14 protein-coding genes are annotated in these 20,862 nt (G+C 61.3%); 9 read left to right on the forward strand and 5 right to left on the reverse strand.

Features of this window, described 5'->3' with window-relative positions; all coding sequences use genetic code 11:
- The 3 genes from ACEUCR_RS14305 to ACEUCR_RS14315 all read left to right on the forward strand — a co-directional run.
- A partial coding sequence (locus ACEUCR_RS14305; RefSeq protein WP_408790988.1) for a VWA domain-containing protein occupies nt 1-2,834 on the forward strand: 2,834 nt, incomplete at its 5' end.
- 88 nt (nt 2,835-2,922) lie between these two features.
- Nucleotides 2,923-3,480, forward strand: a complete 558-nt coding sequence (locus ACEUCR_RS14310) for a hypothetical protein (protein WP_111873023.1) — start codon at nt 2,923-2,925, stop codon at nt 3,478-3,480.
- 54 nt (nt 3,481-3,534) lie between these two features.
- Nucleotides 3,535-4,239: an SIMPL domain-containing protein gene (locus ACEUCR_RS14315; RefSeq protein ID WP_041999307.1), complete on the forward strand. Its 705-nt coding sequence runs from the start codon at nt 3,535-3,537 to the stop codon at nt 4,237-4,239.
- 62 nt (nt 4,240-4,301) lie between these two features.
- Here the strand turns inward: ACEUCR_RS14315 and serA are convergent, their stop codons facing one another.
- From serA to ACEUCR_RS14340, 5 genes are all read right to left on the reverse strand, one after another.
- Complete coding sequence (serA, locus tag ACEUCR_RS14320) at nt 4,302-5,534, reverse strand: phosphoglycerate dehydrogenase (protein ID WP_111873025.1); 1,233 nt, start codon at nt 5,532-5,534, stop codon at nt 4,302-4,304.
- Between the two features lie 435 nt (nt 5,535-5,969).
- Nucleotides 5,970-6,623, reverse strand: a complete 654-nt coding sequence (gene rpiA / locus ACEUCR_RS14325) for a ribose-5-phosphate isomerase RpiA (RefSeq protein WP_041999313.1) — start codon at nt 6,621-6,623, stop codon at nt 5,970-5,972.
- Nucleotides 6,624-6,798: 175 nt separating this feature from the next.
- On the reverse strand, nt 6,799-7,389 hold the full coding sequence (locus tag ACEUCR_RS14330; RefSeq protein ID WP_041999316.1) for a 5-formyltetrahydrofolate cyclo-ligase: 591 nt from the start codon (nt 7,387-7,389) through the stop codon (nt 6,799-6,801).
- A 97-nt stretch (nt 7,390-7,486) separates the two neighbouring features.
- Complete coding sequence (locus tag ACEUCR_RS14335) at nt 7,487-8,815, reverse strand: Na+/H+ antiporter NhaC family protein (RefSeq protein ID WP_408790989.1); 1,329 nt, start codon at nt 8,813-8,815, stop codon at nt 7,487-7,489.
- Between the two features lie 429 nt (nt 8,816-9,244).
- Complete coding sequence (locus tag ACEUCR_RS14340; protein ID WP_408790992.1) at nt 9,245-10,213, reverse strand: alpha/beta hydrolase; 969 nt, start codon at nt 10,211-10,213, stop codon at nt 9,245-9,247.
- A gap of 261 nt (nt 10,214-10,474) precedes the next feature.
- On the opposite strand from ACEUCR_RS14340, the gene dapB reads away from it, so the two are divergent.
- From dapB to ACEUCR_RS14370, 6 genes are all read left to right on the forward strand, one after another.
- Nucleotides 10,475-11,287 carry a 4-hydroxy-tetrahydrodipicolinate reductase gene (gene dapB, locus ACEUCR_RS14345; protein ID WP_041999325.1) on the forward strand — a complete coding sequence of 271 codons (813 nt, stop codon included), beginning with the start codon at nt 10,475-10,477 and terminating at the stop codon, nt 11,285-11,287.
- A 619-nt stretch (nt 11,288-11,906) separates the two neighbouring features.
- A complete protein-coding gene (gene carA, locus ACEUCR_RS14350; RefSeq protein WP_408760448.1) occupies nt 11,907-13,037 on the forward strand; it encodes a glutamine-hydrolyzing carbamoyl-phosphate synthase small subunit in 1,131 nt (376 codons plus the stop codon).
- Nucleotides 13,038-13,053: 16 nt separating this feature from the next.
- Complete coding sequence (gene carB / locus ACEUCR_RS14355; RefSeq protein ID WP_408790995.1) at nt 13,054-16,278, forward strand: carbamoyl-phosphate synthase large subunit; 3,225 nt, start codon at nt 13,054-13,056, stop codon at nt 16,276-16,278.
- Nucleotides 16,279-16,795: 517 nt separating this feature from the next.
- Nucleotides 16,796-18,454 carry a 2-isopropylmalate synthase gene (gene leuA, locus ACEUCR_RS14360; protein WP_408790998.1) on the forward strand — a complete coding sequence of 553 codons (1,659 nt, stop codon included), beginning with the start codon at nt 16,796-16,798 and terminating at the stop codon, nt 18,452-18,454.
- A 208-nt stretch (nt 18,455-18,662) separates the two neighbouring features.
- The gene (locus tag ACEUCR_RS14365; RefSeq protein ID WP_392444804.1) at nt 18,663-19,568 is read left to right on the forward strand and encodes a GGDEF domain-containing protein; all 906 of its coding nucleotides are present in this window, start codon (nt 18,663-18,665) and stop codon (nt 19,566-19,568) included.
- 115 nt (nt 19,569-19,683) lie between these two features.
- Nucleotides 19,684-20,844 (forward strand): DUF1615 domain-containing protein, encoded by a 1,161-nt coding sequence (locus tag ACEUCR_RS14370; protein WP_408760446.1) that lies wholly within the window; start codon nt 19,684-19,686, stop codon nt 20,842-20,844.
- Nucleotides 20,845-20,862: the final 18 nt, after the last annotated feature.

Here is a 20,862-nt window from a genome sequence, read left to right on the forward strand (position 1 = left end):
ACGATGCGGCGACCGGGCTGGTGAGCTACAGCTACAGCCTGCTGGACAACGAAGCGCACGCCAATGGCAATGGCAACAACAGCCTGTTTGAAGACTTCGCGGTGACCCTGGTGGACAGCGACGGCGACACCGCCAACAACACCCTGAGCGTGCAGATAGTGGACGACGTGCCGGTGCAGCCAGAGGAACTCAATACCCGGGTAGAGGAGTTTTCCAACCCAGGTGTCAACCTGATGATCATACTGGATACCTCGGGCAGCATGGACTTCGATGCAGAGGCGACTGGGTTTGCTACCCGTATGGCCGTGGCCAAGGCCTCCATTCTGCAACTGATCAACGACTATGACGATCTGGGCAACGTCATGGTCAGACTGGTGGGATTTGCCAGCACGGCGACCACCAATTTCCTGGGCTCAGGGGACATCTGGTTGACGGCCACCCAGGCACTGAATGTCATCAACACCATTACCGATACCTTGGGCAACGGTGGGACAGACTATGACGATGCTCTGATCAAGGCCATGTCTGCCTATGATTCGGCAGGAAGGATCATCGGAGGAGAAAACGTGCTCTACTTCCTTTCCGATGGGGATCCGACCGAGAGCACCAGCTGGCCCGATGTGGTTGGTTCTGGCAGTGACGGTATCAATGGAGCCGAGCAGGCTGCCTGGCAAACCTTCCTGACCGACAATGAGATCAAGGCCTACGCCCTTGGTATGGGGGGCGGTGCGTCGGCGACAGCATTGGAGCCAATCTCCTATAACGGCGCCACCGGAGCAGACCAGCCGGCCATCATAGTGACGGATCTGAGCCAGCTGGCCAGCACCCTCTCGGGGACTGTGCAGGTGCCGACCACGGGCAATCTGCTGGTCGATGCGGGGGTGGTCTTTGGTGCCGATGGTCCTGCCGCCTTGCCCATCACCAGCATCTCCCACGATGCCGATGGCAATCCGGCGACGCCGGATGTCGTCTACACCACGGCATACTCCGGCTATAACCCCGTGACCCATGTGCTGACCATTCCTACCCATGGCGGGGGCACCCTCTCGGTCAACTTGTTGACAGGGGCTTACAGCTACAGCCTGTCGCTGGATGTGGCAGATGACTACACCGAGACCTTCCATTACACCATCAGCGACGCCGATGGGGATGTGAAGACAGGGGTGCTGAACCTGATCACCACGGATTCGAGCGACGTTATCGTCTATGACAACAGCAATGAGGCGCTGGTGTACGAGATCTCTGTGCCGGGGGCAACGACGACCACTATGCTGGCGGATTTCGAAGACATTACCAACTCATCCAATAGCGGGAGTGGTTATAACCCCTGGATTTATGACACCTCAGGGACTGGTATCAGCGTGATCGATCTGGGGGGGAACACGATAGCCAGCGCCATTGTGAACAATGGTGACAAGTGGATAGTAAGTACCCAGGGCGGGACAGGTCTTTCCTACCTGGATGCCACCGTCAACACCAGCAGTGATGAATTGCGCCTGGTCGATAACAATGGCGCCTCGTCGGGGGGCGTCGAGATGCTGACGCCGGAGTTCGTGACCAGCGCAAGCGGTACCACCACCCTCAGCTTCGATTACGACAGGGCCAACGTGAACAGCAACGATGTGGTGACCTGGAGCCTGTACAAGTTTGACGGTACCAGTTGGGTGCAACAGACCGGCACGGGTTACAGCGGTTTCCTGTCGGCGGATCCGGGATCTACCACCAGCCTCACCACGGGCGAGCTCGAGGCGGGCACCCGTTATCGCATCCACTTCTCTGTGCTCGATGGAGGGGGGAGTGGCAGCAGCAATGACTCTCGCCTGGAGCTGGACAACATCAGGCTCAACGTCACGGCCGCTGCCACGACGGCCATTGCCATCATGGCCGCCCAGGGCAATGTACTGACGGACCCCAACCATAACCCGAACAGCAGCGATCCCTGGGGAGCAGTCGATGCACTGGGCAGCGAAGTCTCTGTGCTCAAGATCTGGAATGGCAGCAGTTACAGCACTGTGACCACCAGTCAGACGGTGGCCGGGCTCTACGGCACCCTCGAGATCCACAGCGATGGAGACTATACCTACACCCCGAACTCAAACCTCAGCGGTGTCGGCCAGTCCGATGTGTTCACCTATCAGGTGATGCAAAACGACGGGGATCAGGATACGGCCCAGCTCACCATCAACATCGGCTCCACGGCTGCGGCCGCTCTGGTTCCCATCGAGGGCACCAGTGGCAACGATGCGCTCAACGGGACGGCGGGCAATGATGTGCTGCTCGGCCATGACGGCAATGACACCCTTCATGGCAATGGAGGTAGTGACCATATCGAAGGGGGGGCTGGCAACGACAATCTGTTCGGCGACGCAGGCAATGATGTGTTGCTGGGAGGGGAGGGTGTCGATGTGCTGGATGGTGGCATAGGTGACGACACCCTGATAGGAGGCCTGGGGGCCGATACCCTGACCGGGGGCGCTGGCGAGGATACCTTCAAGTGGGTTGCCGGTGACGGGGATGGCAGTACCGATATCCTCACCGACCTCACCCTGGGTATCAATGGTGACGTGCTGGATCTCTCCCAGCTGCTGGTCGATGTGCCGCTCAGTGCCGACAACAACGTGTTGGCCAACACACTCAACAACTATCTGACGTTTGACACCAACAACCATACCCTGACCATAGATGTCAACGGCAGCGCGGCGGGAGGAGATCAGCTGACCCTCAGCTTCCAGAATGCCCCCGATCTGAACCAGGGCGGCGCTCTGAGTAGCAATCAGGACATCATCCGGCAGTTGCTCGAGGATGGTAACCTCAAGGTGGACCCCAATCCTTGATTGGGGGAGAGGGGGCAGGGATGCCTGCCCCCTGTCGCTTGAGGGATAAGGGCGTTAAGATAGGCGACTCTGATGCGGTGAGGACGGTATGGAGCCATTTAACTGGGTTGACATCGATGGCATTCGCTATAGCTGGGACGGGCAGGGCAGCATCAGCTGTTTCGGTCGCTTTGCCTATCAGACCCAGCTCGATGGCAGCAGCCTGACCGGACTCGAGATAGAGAACGAGGATGGTGAGGTCGCGGGGGTATTGAACGTGGACTTCGCCGCCATGAGTCTCTCTTTCGTCCCCTATGTGGGAGTGGAGCCACCTCACCTGGTGCTGCTCTTTGGTGATGGGCTGGGTCAGCAGGAGTCTTCCCTGCAGAGCCTGACCGCCTTGCCCCATGATCTGCTGGCCAGTGCCGATCCCCTTGACTGGTCATCCTGGGGGGAGTCGGGGGCGGCGATAGAGGTGGCTTCCCCGAGCGAAGGACACATTCTGTCGTGGGACTCATTTCACTTCGATGAGGAGACATCGTTGCCGGAGCTGGCCGGTGCGCCCGAGCAGGCCTCGCCGATGGCCCCTGCTGTGAACGAGATCAGCATCAGCCTGGACATGAGCAATCAGGTACTGGATATGTTGCCCCCCTACCATGATGTATGAATCCGTGCCTGCCACGGGCATAATGCCGCCATCATCCTGATTGAGGTATTCGCTATGTGGCGTTCAGTTTTCTCCCTGTGTCTGTTTTGCAGCAGTGCCACCGCTTGGGCGGTTGCGCTCCCCGAGGCCCCGCATCTGCTGGTGAGCGGCTATGCCGAGCAGAAGGTGGAGCCCGACATGCTGACCCTGCGGGTCGCCGTCACGGCGCTGGAGAAGAAGGGCATAGATGCCAAGCAGCAGGTCGACAGCCGGGTGGCCGCTTTCTTCGGCCAGCTCGAGGGGTTGGGGATCAAACGCAGCGACGTGGAGGCCGGCAATCTGGTGATCTCGCCGGAATACCAGTATCCGCAAAATCGCAAGGCGGAGCTGGTCGGTTACCGCGCCCAGCGCCAGCTGGCGGTCAAGCTCTATCAGCTGGACAAGCTGAGCCAGCTGATGGATACCGCCCTCAAGTCCGGACTGGAGTCCGTGTCCCAGATTGAGTTTGGTCTCAAGGATCCTCTGGCTGCCCGCGAGCAGGCCAGGATCAGTGCGGTGGAAGATGCTCGTGCCAAAGCGCAGTCTCTTGCCAAGGCATTCGGTGTGACCCTGGGCAAGGTGTACAGCATAGAGTACCGCAGTGCGACGCCTACCCCTGTGTATGCCCGCGGTCTCAAGATGGGGGCCATGGCGGCGGCGCCCGAGGCGGCCGATGCCAGCTACGAACAGCACGAGATCAGCATCAGCGACAATGTGGAGGCCGTGTTCCTGCTCGACTGAGCAAGACACGACCGACAAAAAGGGCTCCTCTAGAGGAGCCTTTTTTCATGGTGCCTGTGTGATCAGTGCAGGATACGGGCCCGCAGGGTACCGGAGATCTCCTTGAGCTTGGCCAGCGCCTTCTCGCTGTGCTCTGTCTCCACGTCGATCACCACGTAGCCAATCTCGCTGCTGGTCTGCAGGTATTGGCCGGCGATGTTGATCCCCTCTTCGGCGAAGATCTGGTTGATCTGGTTCATGACGCCGGGCTGGTTGCGGTGAATGTGCAGCAGGCGGCTGGAACCCTTGTGGCCGGGCAGGGAGACCTCGGGGAAGTTGACTGCCGACAGGGTGGAGCCATTGTCGGAGTACTTGACCAGCTTGCTGGCCACTTCCAGGCCGATGTTCTCCTGAGCTTCCTGGGTCGAGCCACCGATATGGGGGGTGAGCAGCACATTGTCCAGGCCGCGCAGGGGAGTGACGAACTCCTCGTCGTTGGACTTGGGCTCGCTTGGGAAGACGTCGATGGCGGCGCCACTCAAGTGGCCGCTCTTGATGACGTCGGCCAGGGCATCGATGTCCACCACGGTACCGCGGGAGGCGTTGATCAGGATGGAGCCCGGTTTCATCATGCGCAGCTGCTCGGCACCGATCAGATCCTGAGTGGAGGCGGTCTCGGGTACGTGCAGGCTGATGACATCAGACATGTTGAGCAGCTCCACCAGGCTTGGCACCTGGATGGCGTTGCCCAGCGACAATTTGTTCTCGATGTCGTAGAAGTAGACCTTCATGCCGATGCTCTCGGCGATGATCCCCAGCTGGGTGCCGATGTGGCCGTAACCTATGATGCCGAGCTTCTTGCCACGGGCTTCTACCGAGCGGTTGGCGAGCTTTTCCCAGACACCACGATGGCACTTGGCGTTCTTCTCGGGAATGCCGCGCATCAGCAGCAGTATCTCCCCCAGCACCAGTTCGGCGACGGAGCGAGTGTTGGAGAAGGGAGCGTTGAAGACGGGGATGCCGCGCAGTTCGGCCGCTTTGAGGTCAACCTGGTTAGTACCGATGCAGAAACAGCCGATGGCAAACAGTTTCTGGGCGGCGTCCAGCACCTTCTCGGTGAGCTGGGTGCGGGAGCGCAGACCGACGAAGTGGACGTCGCGGATCCGCTCGATCAGATCCTCTTCGCTCAGGGAGGTCTTCAGGTAATCCACATTGGTATAACCGGCGGCGCGAAATGTCTCTACCGTGTTGGGGTGAACCCCCTCCAGCAGCAGTACCTTGATCTTATCCTTGTCGAGCGAGAACTTGACGGTCATGACGGTCCCTCTAAATCAGTGCAGGTATGGTGTGTGAAGAAAACAGTAAAGTAGCAAAAACAACCGGCAGAGGGAATATTTGTGACCAAAGTCAAATTCTTTTAAGTTTTCAACGATAGTTGTAAGCGGGGAGCCGTAAGTCACTGACAGTTAAATCAAATTGATGTCAATCGGCGTCAGTGTCCAGAAGCGTCATCATAATGGCGCCATCAGCCAGGCGGCGCGCCGATAACGGCAAAACGCGCCGGCGACATCGCAACGGGGCGAGGTGGCCGGCGCCCTCTGTCCCATGGCTTGACCGGAAGATCGCCCGTAAGCCAATCAGCACTACATCCGCATCAGGGCGAGCGGGTCGTGCATCAACCCGGATGCGGCTACTTGAGTGGGCACATTGGGCGATCTGTCTCAGCCAGCCAGCGGTTGCTTGGCATGGACTTATTGGGTGATCACCCCGTCTGGTGTGCCCATCAGCACCACATCGGCGCCACGGTGGGCGAACAGGCCGTTGGTGACCACGCCGACGATGCCGTTGAGCTGTTGTTCCAGTCCCTTGGCGTCTTCGATGGCCATGCCCTTGACGTCGAGGATGACGTTGCCGTTGTCGGTCACCACCCCTTCACGCCAGACCGGGTTGCCGCCGAGTTTGCGGATCTCGCGGGCCACGTATTCGCGGGCCATGGGGATCACCTCGACCGGCAGCGGGAAGGTGCCGAGCACGTCCACCGTCTTGGTGTTGTCTATGATGCAGATGAACTGATCGGCCACGGCGGCGACAATCTTCTCCCGGGTCAGGGCGGCGCCGCCCCCCTTGATCATGTCGCGGCTGGCGTTGATCTCGTCGGCGCCATCCACGTAGATGGAGAGGGCGTCGATCTCGTTGAGGTCGAACACCTGGATGCCATAGCCCTTGAGGCGTTCGGTGGAGGCGATGGAGCTGGAGACGGCTCCTTTTATCTCATCCTTCATGGTGGCAAGGGCGTCAATAAAGTGATTGACGGTAGAGCCTGTGCCCACCCCGACGATGGTGCCGGGTACCACGTATTTGAGCGCAGCCCAGCCGGCCGCCTTCTTCATTTCATCTTGGGTCATGGTAAGTCCTTAGGGAAAAAGCGGGCGCATTATAGCCAAGAGTGATCCCGGGGGCGACCACTGCGCTCACGTTATGGGGAGAAAAAGCGCAAGATGTAAATCGTTTGCCTGTTTGTTGGTCGATCGCCCCGCTTCCCCCGGGCGGTGCAACCGGGGGGAAGCGGGGAGAGGGGCGTCAGCGGGCCTCGAAACACCAGCGCCTGCTCGGCGTGATGATCTCGGGCAGCGGCACATCCCAGCTCTCGCAGGGAATGGTCTCCACCTGCTGGCAGTCGTGGGCGATCCCCAGGGGCAGGGGGCCCTCCTGGTGGCTCTGCCAGCGAGTCAGGGTGCGATCGTAATAGCCGCCCCCCATGCCGAGCCGGTTGCCCGTGGCATCGAAGGCGACCAGCGGGGTGCAGAGGATATCCAGGCTGGTGTGGGGCCGCAGGCGCAACTCATCGAATTCGGGCTCAGGGATGCCGAAACGGTTGCGGGTCATGGGGCTGGTCGCCGTGTAGTGCAAGAACAATAGATGACCCGGATTGAAGGGGTGCAACACCGGCAGGTAGACCCGTTTATCCTGGCTCCAGAGCCAGTCGATCAGGGGGCGGGTGTCGAGCTCGCCATCGTTGGCCAGGTAGAGGGCAATGTGACGGGCCGCCCCTATCCGGGGATGCTGCTGACACTGGGCCAGCAGCTGCCGGGCTGCGACCTGTTGTTCGGCCGGGGTGAGGGCGCGCCTGCGCTCGCGCACAAGCTGACGCAGGGATTGTCTGTCTGACATGGCGACTCCATGAAGATGATGGCTGGCCCTACCATAGCAAGGAGTGGAGCCCTGGCAAACGACCCATCATGGATCAGCCCGGCAGGGCCAGGTCGGGTCACGCAGTTTGGCGCCACTGATGCTTGATGAAAATGGCGGCCAGGGCCGAAAGCGCCAGCGCCATGGGGTAGATGCTCATGCTCACCACGGCCAGGGGAGAGAGAGCGAAGATGGAGCCCAGCAGCAGCGCCTGAGCCCCCCAGGGGATCAATCCCTGCACCACGCAGGAGAAGATGTCGAGCATGGAGGCGGCACGGCGCGGGGTGACCCCGTGGCGCTCGGCCAGCTCCCGGGAGACCTTGGCGGCCACTATGATGGCAACCGTGTTGTTGGCGGTGCAGACATTGGTGAACCCCACCACCCCGGCAATGCCGAGTTCGGCCGCCTTTTCGTTCTGTTCGCCATCGTGCTGGCGAGTGAAGCGGGCAATCAGGACGCTGATGCGCTCGCTGATCCAGGCCAGTCCACCCTGGCGCTCCATCAGGGCGCCGAGGCCGCCGATCAGCATGGAGAGCAGGAAGATCTCCTGCATGCCGGTAAAGCCCTGATAGATGTCCTTGCTGAACTGGCCGAGGGGGTAACCCGCCGCCATGCCCACCAGGCCGGCGCAGAGGATGCCAAGGCCGAGCACCACGAACACGTTCACCCCCGCCAGGGCCAGCCCCAGGATCAGCAGATAAGGCATCACCTTGAGCAGGTCGATATCCCCCTGGGGCGCCGGTGCGTCGCCCACGTTGCCGAGGGTGAGGTAGAGCAGGATCACCAGCACGGCGGCGGGGGCGGCAATCTTGATGTTCTCGCGAAACTTGTCCTTCATCTCGCAGCCCTGGCTGCGGGTCGCGGCTATGGTGGTGTCCGAGATGATGGAGAGGTTGTCGCCAAACATGGCGCCGGAGAGGATGGTGCCCGCCATCAGCACGGGGTCTATGCCGGCGGCCTGGGCCACCCCGAGGGCGACCGGGGCCACGGCACCTATGGTGCCCATGGAAGTCCCCATGGCGGTGGCAATAAAGGCAGAGATGAGGAACAGACCCGGCAGCAGGCACCAGCCGGGGATGAGCGACAGACCGAGCGCCACTGTGGCATCGACGCCGCCTGTGGCCTTGGCCACGGCGGCGAAGGCCCCCGCCAGCAGATAGATGAGGCACATGGCCATGATATTGCTGTCGCCCACCCCCTTGAAGAAGGTTTCAAGGTTTTGGTTGAAGCCATCCTTGCCCAGCAACAGGGCCAGAACCACAGCCGGCAGCGCCGCCACGGGGGCAGGCAACTGATAGAAGGCGAACTCCACCCCCTGCAGGGTCAGCCAGGTACCGGTACCGATAAAGAGTGCGAGAAAAACCAGAAGTGGCAGCAAAGCCCTGGCACTGGGTTGGGTCTGGATCATGTGTTCCTCTGAAATTGAACAATGACCTCCTGTCATGCACTGCTTTGTGCCTTTATCGGATAGGGATAGGGGAAAACAGGGCGGGCATCCTGCCGCATTGGGGGGCCCACAGTAGTGAGTCAACCCCGCTCGGTCAAGATAGACGTCCAGACGGATAGGTGTTTTTATTTGCACATTCTGTTTCCATTTAAATGTCCAGACAATATTCGGTAAAACAATATTTATGTGTTTATTATTCGGCGTTGTGCGGGTCAGCGAGTGAGTCTCTAGCGGTATTGCGTGCCTTCAATGAGGTGAGAGCGAAAAAGCATAGGAGGGGGCAGGCTATCTGGGGGCCTGCTCTTGTGGCCCAGCGTCAGCCGCTCCTCTTGACGCTGAGCATGGTGCGGGTATTTCCGGAGCGAATGGATACAGGCTGGGGCTGCGCGGTCACTGCGCCAGTTCATGCACCGCCTGAACGGCTGCCGCGATGGCACCCTGTTCCAGCGTCAGCGGAATGTGGCCAATACCGGGCAGTATGGTGACAGGCCACCGGATGCCGAGGCGCCTCAATTCAGGTTCAAGTTGATCGGTTTGAAAGGCTTCGTCATTTGCACCGGCGATCACGGCGCAGGGGCCGTGCACATTGCGCATGTTTTGCTGGTAGTTGCGCTCTGGCTGAAAGTTCGAGGCAAGGTTGAAGGAGTAGGAGGGAGTCAGCAGGGATGTCGCCTCTTCATTGAGGGCAAAATTCAGCACGGTCAGATGGTTGAGCACGGAAATATGGACGCTGTTGAGGATGCTCAGTGCAATGAGGCGGGGAATGCCGACACGCACCCAGCCACCGCTGTTGGGCCGGTAGTTGGGGGCCGTGGGGCCGAGATAGGGGGAGAGAAGCAGATAGTTGTCGAACAGGGTTTGTCGCGAGCTGCCGGCAAAACGCAGGACAAAGCCACCTCCTGAGGAGAAACCGACGAGTGTGGCAGGCTTGCTGGGGGCCACCACCTTGATGAAATCGTCCAGATCGTCTTCGAGCTGACCTATGTAGGCAATGGTGCCTTTGCTGCCGGATGCGCCATGGCCGCGAATATCGAGGGCGTAGGCATCGTATCCTGCTTGCGAGAAGGCGCTTGCCATCTTGTGCATGCTCTGGCTGCTGGCAGAAGAGCCGTGAACCAGTACCACGCTGCCTCGAACCTTGTTGTCCTCTGCGCCATAGTACCGATAGGCCAACTGCGCACCGTCACGCGCCGGGTATCTTGAGAGGGGCGGCATGCCGCTCCAGTCACTCCCTTTGAAAGGGTCGTTGATGCTGGCCATCGCCGGTGCCGGGCCCGGACCGCCAAACCACAGTGCCGCAACCAGGGCGACCAGAGCCAGTGACACCAGACCCACTGCAAACAGCAATCCAGCACTCATCCTTTCACCTCGCTTGATATCGACATGGGCGTCGCTCTGGGCCCACTCATTCGAACCTATCAGCTGGTACCCGGTCTGCCAAATGGTTGAGTGATACGACGAAAAGCGGCCTGCGACCAAAAATGAGGCTATGGCCTGCCCGGTTGGCGGCGCCTTTGGCGCCCACAGCAAGCTGTGGTGGCATCATGGCTTTTCAAAGGCGCTCAGGGCTGGTAGAACTGTCTCTTTCCAAAAAGCATGACAACAGATGAGAGGGTGGAGATGGACAATCCGATCCGTGTGGCCGTGATGGGCTGTAATGGTCGTATGGGTAAGGTGTTGATTGAGGCTATCACCAACACCGAGGGCGTGGTGGTCGGTGCGGCGCTGGAGCGCCCCGGCTCTGCGCTCATCGGGCTGGATGTCGGGGAACTCAATGGCCTGGGCCGGCTGGGCGTGACCATCAGCGACAATCTGGACAAGGTGCGCGATGAGTTTGATCTCATCATCGACTTCACCCGCCCCGAGGTGACCCTGACCAACCTGGCGTTCGCCCGTGCCCATGGCAAGGCCATGGTGATCGGCACCACAGGTTTCGATGAGGCGGGCAAGCAGGCCCTGCACGACGCGGCCGGCGAGATAGGCATCGTCTTCGCCTCCAACTACTCGGTCGGCGTCAACCTGGTGTTCAAGCTGCTGGAGCAGGCCGCTCGCGTGATGGGGGAGTACACCGACATCGAGATCATCGAGGGGCACCACAGACACAAGGTGGATGCACCGTCCGGCACCGCCCTCTCCATGGGGGAAGTGGTGGCCAGGACGCTCGGACGTGACTTGAAAGAGTGCGCCGTCTACGGCCGCGAGGGGATCACAGGCGAGCGGGATCGCAACACCATCGGCTTTGCCACCATCCGCGCCGGGGATCTGGTGGGGGAGCACACCGTCATGTTTGCCGACATCGGCGAGCGGGTGGAGATCAGCCACAAGGCCTCGAGCCGGCTCACCTTCGCCAACGGGGCGGTGCGAGCCGCCGCCTGGTTGCGACAGCAGCCGGCGGGCCTGTATGACATGCAGGACGTGCTGAACCTGAAGTGACGAAGAGAACCCCGGGCCGCCGGGGTTTTTTTTATGTATTAAACAGGGCTGATGTTCAGATTTTTATCTCAAAGCGCCATAAATCACACTCATCGGATCTGGTTGCGTGCGCAGGCACCCGAGTTGTCAGAAAAGGGTGAACAGAAAGGCCGCTCCATCCCCTTGTCACACGGCTTTTTTACATGATGTCAGTTAGCGTAAAAATTCAAATCAAGAAAAACGTTTTCCATTGGGTTTTAGAAATCTACTGGCTTGAAACAGGGCTTTATCAGTGAATTGATTTTTTTATTGATTTCATATGCTGTTGTTATTGCTTGATTTTTATTTGGTTTTTGTAGTTTGGTTGGCGCATGGTGTCACCCTGGTGACCAGGGTGATATTTTCTTTTGTTGCTGGGGGTTGCATTGCAGTCAACTGCATAGATAATGGGTAATGTTGCCTTTTTATTGAATTTAGATGCATTTCTTTTGTGGAAAGACGTTGAAATGACATCATTTTTGAGTAGAATGCGCCCAATTTGCCAGAAATCTGCCGGTTCGACCCCCTGTTTCGACGAGGGGAACGAGCCGCAACACCCAGGTAAATTGCTGAATTTAAAGCTAAATAACTGGAGGTTGTCTTGAATCACACTGCATTGCTAGTGCTGGAAGATGGAACTGTGTTCAAAGGCGTGTCGATAGGCGCCGAGGGATGTTCCGTTGGTGAAGTGGTTTTCAACACGTCGATGACGGGTTACCAGGAAATTCTCACCGATCCCTCTTATTCCCGTCAGATAGTCACCCTCACTTACCCCCATATAGGCAACACCGGCACCAACAGCGAAGATGAAGAGTCCAGTCAGATCCATGCCCAGGGCCTGATCATCCGTGACCTTCCGATACTTGCCTCCAATTTCCGCAATCAGCAATCTCTCTCCGATTACCTCAAGTCCCACAACATCGTTGGCATCGCCGACATCGATACCCGCAAGCTGACCCGTATCCTGCGGGAGAAAGGCGCCCAGAACGGCTGCATCCTGGCTGGCAAAGATCTGGACGAGGCCCACGCCCTGAGCCAGGCCCGCGCCTTCCCCGGTTTGAAGGGGATGGATCTCGCCAAGGAAGTGACCGTGAGCGAATCCTACCGCTGGACTGAAGGTAGCTGGCAGCTCGGCAAGGGGCATGTCACCCCGAGCGACGTCAAATACCATGTGGTGGCCTACGACTTCGGCGTCAAGCGCAACATATTGCGCATGCTGGTCGACCGTGGCTGCCGCCTGACCGTGGTGCCGGCCCAGACCCCGGCTGCCGAGGTGCTGGCGATGAACCCCGATGGCATCTTCCTCTCCAACGGCCCAGGTGACCCCGAGCCGTGCGACTACGCCATCGAAGCCATCAAGACCTTCCTCGGCACCAACACCCCTGTGTTCGGCATCTGCCTGGGTCACCAGCTGCTGGGGCTGGCCTCCGGCGCCAAGACGGTGAAGATGAAATTCGGTCACCACGGCGCCAACCACCCGGTCAAGGATCTCGACAATGGCACCGTCATGATCACCGCCCAGAACCACGGCTTTGCGGTAGACGAGAGCACCCTGCCCGAGTGCCTGCGCGCCACCCACGTCTCCCTGTTCGATGGCTCCCTGCAGGGTATCCATCGCACCGACCGTCCGGCCTTCAGCTTCCAGGGGCACCCCGAAGCGAGCCCGGGCCCGCACGATTGTGCCGGTCTGTTCGACCACTTTATTGAATTGATTAAGCAGTATCGCGCCTAAGAGGATAAAGAGAGCCATGCCAAAACGTAACGACCTACAGAGCATTCTGATCCTCGGCGCCGGCCCCATCGTCATCGGTCAGGCCTGCGAATTTGACTACTCCGGCGCCCAGGCCTGCAAAGCCCTGCGCGAGGAGGGCTACCGCGTCATCCTGGTGAACTCCAACCCGGCCACCATCATGACCGACCCCGAGATGGCTGACGCCACCTACATCGAGCCCATCACCTGGGAAGTGGTGCGCGAGATCATCAAGAAAGAGCGTCCGGATGCCGTGCTGCCCACCATGGGTGGCCAGACCGCGCTCAACTGCGCCCTGGATCTGGAGAAGCACGGCGTGCTGGCCGAGTTCGGTGTCGAGATGATAGGCGCCACCGCCGATGCCATCGACAAGGCCGAGGATCGTTCCCGCTTTGACAAGGCCATGCGCAGCATCGGCCTGGAGTGCCCGCGGGCCGGCATCGCCCACAACATGGAAGAGGCGTGGAAGGTTCAAGCCGAAGTGGGCTTCCCCTGCATCATACGTCCCTCCTTCACCATGGGTGGCTCAGGCGGCGGCATCGCCTACAACACCGAAGAGTTCGTCGAGATCTGCGAGCGCGGTCTGGATCTCTCCCCGACCAAGGAGCTGCTCATCGATGAGTCGCTGATTGGCTGGAAAGAGTACGAGATGGAGGTGGTGCGGGATCGCAACGACAACTGCATCATCGTCTGCGCCATCGAAAACTTCGACCCCATGGGGATCCACACAGGTGACTCCATCACGGTGGCGCCAGCCCAGACGCTGACCGACAAGGAGTACCAGCTGATGCGCAACGCCTCCATGGCGGTGCTGCGCGAGATCGGCGTCGAGACCGGCGGCTCCAACGTCCAGTTCGGCATCAACCCCAAAGATGGCCGCATGGTCATCATAGAGATGAACCCGCGGGTGTCCCGCTCCTCCGCGCTCGCCTCCAAGGCGACCGGTTTCCCCATCGCCAAGATCGCCGCCAAGCTCGCCATCGGTTACACCCTGGACGAGTTGATGAACGACATCACAGGCGGCCGCACCCCGGCCTCCTTCGAGCCGGCGATTGACTACGTGGTCACCAAGATCCCGCGCTTCAACTTCGAGAAGTTCGCCGGTGCCAACGACCGTCTCACTACCCAGATGAAGTCCGTCGGCGAAGTGATGGCCATTGGCCGCAACTTCCAGGAGTCCCTGCACAAGGCCCTGCGCAGCCTCGAGACCGGCAAGACCGGCTTCGACCCCATGGTGGATCTCAACGCCCCCGATTCCCTGACCCGCATCCGCCATGAGCTGCAGGATGCCGGCAGCGACCGGATCTGGTACATCGCCGATGCCTTCCGTGCCGGTCTCTCCATGGACGGCGTGTTCAAGCTGACCAAGATTGACCCCTGGTTCCTGGTGCAGATTGAAGAGCTGGTGAAACTCGAAGAGCAGGTGAAAGAGCGCGGCATGGCGGGCCTGGATGCCGACTTCCTGCGCGCCTTGAAGCGCAAGGGCTTCGCCGATGCTCGCCTGGCCAAGGTGCTGGGCGTGGCCGAGACCGAGGTACGCAAGCTGCGCGCCCGCCACGAGATCTTCCCGGTCTACAAGCGAGTCGATACCTGCGCGGCCGAGTTCGCCACCAACACCGCCTACATGTATTCGAGCTATGACGAGGAGTGCGAGGCTGCACCCACAGGCCGCGACAAGATCATGATCATCGGCGGCGGCCCGAACCGCATCGGCCAGGGCATCGAGTTCGACTACTGCTGCGTGCACGCGGCCCTGGCCCTGCGCGAAGACGGTTACGAGACCATCATGGTCAACTGCAACCCGGAAACCGTCTCCACCGACTACGACACCTCCGACCGCCTCTACTTCGAGCCGGTGACCCTGGAAGACGTGCTGGAAATCGTGCGGGTCGAGCAGCCCAAGGGCGTCATCGTCCAGTACGGTGGCCAGACCCCGCTGAAGCTTGCGCGAGCATTGGAAGCGAACGGCGTGCCTGTCATTGGCACCAGCCCGGACGCCATCGACCGCGCGGAAGATCGCGAGCGTTTCCAGACTGCCGTCGAGCGCCTTGGCCTCAAGCAGCCGGAAAACGGCACCGTCACCGCCCTGGAGCAGGCAGTCCTGCTGGCCGAGCGCATCACCTATCCCCTGGTGGTTCGCCCCTCCTACGTGCTGGGTGGCCGCGCCATGGAAATCGTCTATGACGAGCAGGACCTGCGCCGCTACTTCGCGGAAGCCGTGAGCGTCTCCAACGAGTCGCCGGTGCTGCTGGACCGCTTCCTGGACGACGCCACCGAGGTGGACGTGGACGCCATCTGTGACGGCGTGGACGTGGTCATCGGCGGCATCATGGAGCACATCGAGCAGGCCGGTATCCACTCCGGTGACTCCGCCTGCTCCCTGCCGCCCTACACCCTGTCCAAGGCCATCCAGGACGAGATGCGCGAGCAGGTACGCAAGCTGGCGCTGGAGCTCGGCGTAGTGGGCCTGATGAACGTGCAGTTCGCGGTGAAAGAGAACGTGATTTACCTCATCGAGGTGAACCCGCGCGCTGCCCGTACCGTGCCCTTCGTCTCCAAGGCCACAGGTGCGCCGCTCGCCAAGATCGCCGCCCGGGTCATGGCCGGTCAGAGCCTGAAAGAACAGGGCTTCACCACAGAGATCATCCCGCCCTACTACTCGGTGAAAGAAGTGGTGCTGCCCTTTGCCAAGTTCCCGGGTGTCGACCCGCTGCTGGGGCCGGAAATGCGCTCCACCGGCGAAGTCATGGGGGTGGGCAGCAGCTTCGCCGAGGCGTACGCCAAGGCCCAGCTGGGTGCCGGTCACCAGGTGCCGAGCGAAGGCCGCGCCCTGCTCTCCGTGCGCCACGGCGACAAGGAGCGGGTGGTCAACCTGGCCGCCAAGCTGCTGGAGCTCGGCTATGAGCTGGACGCCACCCACGGCACCGCCGTGACCTTAGGTGAAGCGAGCATCAACCCGCGCCTGGTGAACAAGGTGCACGAAGGTCGTCCGCACATTCTGGATCGCATCAAGAATGGCGAGTACACCTACATCGTCAACACCGCCGAGGGTCGTCAGGCCATCGAGGACTCCAAGCAGCTGCGCCGCGGTGCCCTGCAGCACAAGGTGGCCTACACCACCACGTTGCACGCGGCCTTTGCCACCTGCATGGCCATCAGCGTCGATGCCACCGCCAATGTGAACTCGGTGCAGGAGCTGCATCAGAAGGTCAATAACCGCTAAGGGCAGCGCGGGAGATGTGCTCCCGCTCTTGCACGCAGGTTGCGAGCCATGAAAAACCCCGCCAGCACTGGCGGGGTTTTTGTTTTGTGCCCGTGTCGTCAGGGACAAGCTGAGCGGTGAACGCTATAAAAAGGTTTCACTATCCCTTAAATAGCCATTTGGTAGACAATGATTGCGCAATTGGTGCCTTTTGCTGCAATTTTTGCAATCTCTCACCCGGGTTACTTCCCTATACTGGTTTCTCATCACACAAGGTCGTCTGCGCCTGCAAGAGCGGGGTGCGAGGATCAGGGCCAGTTGCTTATCCGGCAACCCAGGCCGGCCCCGGTCATCCACCGGGGTCACAGGAAACCGGTTGTGGGGTTACCGCCAGCGCAACCGTCAGGGCCGACGTTACCGCGCCAGCCTGCTTCCCTCTCCTTACCCCGTCTGCTTGCCAGCCCAGTCGTGTCGTTGCTGCCCCTCATCGCCCGCAACGGCGCCGCGCCTCAAGGACATCAGCCAAGGGAATCAGAATATGAGCTTCGATCATCGCAAATACCGCCCGGCCCCCGTCATCGCTCTGGCGGACAGGCAGTGGCCCAACCGGGTGCTTGAGCGGGCCCCGACCTGGTGTGCCGTGGATCTGCGGGACGGCAACCAGGCGCTGGTCGAGCCCATGACGGTGGCCCAGAAGCTGCAAATGTGGGCCCTGATGACCCACATCGGCTTCAAGCACATAGAAGTGGGCTTCCCGGCGGCTTCCCAGCCCGACTTCGACTTTGTGCGCGAACTCATCGAGCGCAATCTCATTCCCGATGACGTCACCATCCAGGTGCTGGTGCAGGCCAGAGAAGATCTCATCGCCCGTACCTTCGAGGCGCTCAAGGGGGCGAAACGGGCCATCGTCCACGTCTACAACTCGGTCAACCCGACCCAGCGCAACTATGTGTTCAACACAGGCCGCGACGGGGTCAAGGCCATTGCCGTGCAGGGAGCACGCTGGGTGCGGGAATACGCGGAGCGCAATCCGGGCACAGAGTGGAGTTTCCAGTACTCGCCGGAGAGCTTCAGCAGCACAGAGGTGGAGTTTGCGGTGGAGGTGTGTGACGCCGTCATCGACCAGTGGCGTTCGGCCTCCCGCCCCATGATCCTGAACCTGCCCGCCACGGTCGAGGTGAGCACCCCCAACGTGTTTGCGGATCAGGTGGAGTGGTTCTGCCGACACCTCAAGGCGCGCCCCGAGGTGAGCATCTCCATCCACACCCATAACGATCGGGGTTGCGGCGTGGCCGCCGCCGAGCTGGCGGTGCTGGCGGGGGCGGATCGCATCGAGGGCACCCTGCTTGGCAACGGCGAGCGCACCGGCAACATGGATATCGTCACCATGGCCATGAACCTCTACAGCCAGGGGATCGATCCCGAGCTGGACCTGTCCGACATGGATGCCATCGTCGCCACCGTGGGGGCCTGCACCCAGATTGCCCTGCACCCGCGCCACCCCTATGCCGGCGAGCTGGTCTACACGGCCTTTTCCGGCAGCCACCAGGACGCCATCCGCAAGTCCCTGGCGGCGGAAAAACCGGATCACTACTGGGACGTGGCCTACCTGCCCATAGACCCCGCAGATTTGGGCCGCAGCTACGAGGCGGTGATCCGCATCAACAGCCAGTCCGGCAAGGGAGGGGTCACCTATCTGCTGGAGCGCGATCTCGGCCTGCAACTGCCGCGCTGGCTGCAAATCGACTTCAGCCGCCGGGTACAGGCCCAGGCCGAGGCCAGCAGCAGCGAGGTGAGCCCGGAGCAGATCCGCGCCCTGTTCGAGCAGCACTATCTGGAGCCCGCTCACGGCTATCGCATCGGCCGCTTCCAGCTTGGTCGCGACAGCCAGGAGAGTCTGCGTCTCGAGCTGCAGACCCCGGGCGGCAGCTTGCAACTCGATGGCGAGGGGGAAGGGGCCATCACGGCCCTGGTCAACGGCTGGCAGCGCCAGACCGGCATGCACATAGACGTGCTGGACTACTCCGAACATGCCCTCAGCGCCGGCACCGAGTCCCGGGCTGCTGCCTATGTGCTGCTGAGCGTCGATGGCAAGCGCCAGTGCGGGGTCGCCATCGGCCGCGACGTGGTCAGTGCTTCCTTGCAGGCGGTGATCAACGGCGCCGCCCAGGTCGAGGCCCTGCGCCAGAGCGCCTGAGGCGGCGACATGGCCCCTGAGCCATAGGATGGCGGCGCAACTGCATGAAGCATCCCCTGACCATATGGTGAGGGGATTGTTTTTTATGGAAAAACTGGCTCACAATACGGACGGTCATGCAATCCTGGGCGGCGCCCTGGGACATCAGGCTGATCGGGTGGCCGAGTGGCCGCTGGTGATGGAGGACATGCCCTTTGGAGACAGCGTTATGATGAAGTCCCCTCTCAGATTGTCCGTGCACCCCGCCAGACTCTTTTCGCTGCCCCCGGGCCGCCGTCTCGCTCTGCTCTGCCTGCTATGCCTGTTGTTGCTGACGGCGGGCCTGGATGCCGCCAGCTTCGCGCGCCTGCCAGAGCATAACCTCTACACCATCGGCGCCCTGGCCGAGATCATCAATGTGCTGACCCTGCTGTTCATGTTCTGGGTGGTGCAGTGTGCCGCTCTATCTCCGCGAACCTATCTTTTCCTCACCCTGGGTCTCGGGGGCTGGCTGGTGTCGGGCACCATAGATCTGATGGACGAGGCCTACTTCCAGCCCTGGTGGCTCTCTACCGTGGAGGACAGCCTGCGCAGTCTCGGCATGGTCGCCACGGCCTGGGGCGGACTGCTGATGGTGCAACAGATGTATGGCACCCAGGTGCGGCTTTCGTCTCTGGCCATGTCCGACGAGCTGACCGGGCTCTCCAATCGCCGCGCGTTTCGCGTCGTGCTGGCGTCCCACGCCGAGGAGGGCACGCCGCTCCTGTTGCTGGACCTCGATCACTTCAAGCAGATCAACGATCGTCACGGCCATGACACGGGTGACGATGTGCTGCGGGATTTCAGCACCCTGCTGCGCCGCCTCTGCCCACCGGACGGGGTGGCGGCGCGCCTGGGGGGCGAAGAGTTTGCCATGCTGCTGCCCGGGTTTTCGGGCAGCCAGGCCCGGGATCTGGCCGAACGGATCCGCAGCGAGACCGAGGCGCTGGGGGCAGGGGAAGGCATTCCCTTTACCGTCAGTCTGGCGGTCGGCACCTGCCGCGCCGGGGAAGAGGTGGGGGAGTGGATCCGGCGCACCGATCTGGCTCTCTACCAGGCCAAGGCGCGGGGGCGCAACCGGGTCGAGCTGGCGTGATGATGCCAGGCAGGCCTGCGCCCTTCAGATTGCCCGCCCCATCCACTACAATGGCCCCCTGTTTGCGTTCGGGGCCCCCATCCGGGATGAGGGGCCCGCACCCTAGGAAGCCTTCATGATCCCCTCTCACCGTTATTCCTTCGCTCTCTGGCGCCTCGGCGCACTGCTGGCTGCCGCCGTGCTGGCGGGCTGCGCCAGCGAACCCCTTGCCCCGGTACAGGATGCGGCGGCCATCGCCAAGCTGCCCAAGGCGATGCAGCCGCAAAAACCGGCCGACATGAAGAGCCGCATCGTGCGCTTCCTGCCGCGCCAGGTGCCAGACAAGGCGGGCTGGGCCAACGACGTGGTGACTGCGCTCTCGACGCAGGGGTTGACGGTGAGCGATCACAATGTCTGCAGCGTGCTGGCGGTGGCGGAGCAGGAGGCCACCTATCAGGCGGATCCCGTGGTGCCCAACCTCAACAAGATTGCCTGGAAGGAGATCAACGCCCGGGCTGCCAAGCTGCTCATCCCCGAGTTCGTGGTGCGCACGGCCCTCTCCATCAATTCCCCCACTGGCAAGAGCTATGCCGAACGCATCGACAAGCTTCGCACCGAGCGGGAGATGAGCGAGATCTTCGAGGACATGATAGGCATGCTGCCCATGGGCAGACGGCTCTTTGGCGACCTCAATCCGGTGCGCACCGGCGGCCCCATGCAGGTGAGCGTGGCCTTTGCCGAGGCCAACGCCCGGGGCTACCCCTATCCCGTCAAGGAGTCCATCCGCCACGAGGTGTTCACCCGCCGTGGCGGCATCTGGTTTGGCACCAGGCACATCTTCGGCTATCCCGCCGACTACCCGGACACCCTCTACCGTTTCGCCGACTTCAATGCAGGCTGGTACGCGAGCCGCAACGCCGCCTTCCAGGCCGCGGTGAGCCGGGTCAGCGGCAAGCCCCTGGCCCTGGACGGGGATCTCGTCCGCTACGACTCGGATCTGCCCGGCAAGACGGAGCTGGCGGTCCACAGCATCGCCAGCCGCGTCAACATGAGCAAGCAGGCCATCCACCAGAGCCTGAAGCTGGGAGACAGCAGCGAGTTTGCCAAGACCGACCTCTACCACAGGGTCTTCGCCCTGGCCGACCAGCAGGCGGGCAAGCGCCAGCCTCGCGCCATCTTGCCCGGCATCCAGCTAAAGAGCCCCAAGATCACCCGTAACCTCACCACCGCCTGGTTCGCCAAGCGGGTGGATGACAGGGAGCAGGCCTGCGTCAGAAAGATGGCGACCATTCGCTGATCGCCGAAAGTAACAAGG

Source organism: Aeromonas bivalvium, assembly GCF_046078285.1.
Classification (GTDB): Bacteria; Pseudomonadota; Gammaproteobacteria; order Enterobacterales; family Aeromonadaceae; genus Aeromonas; species Aeromonas bivalvium.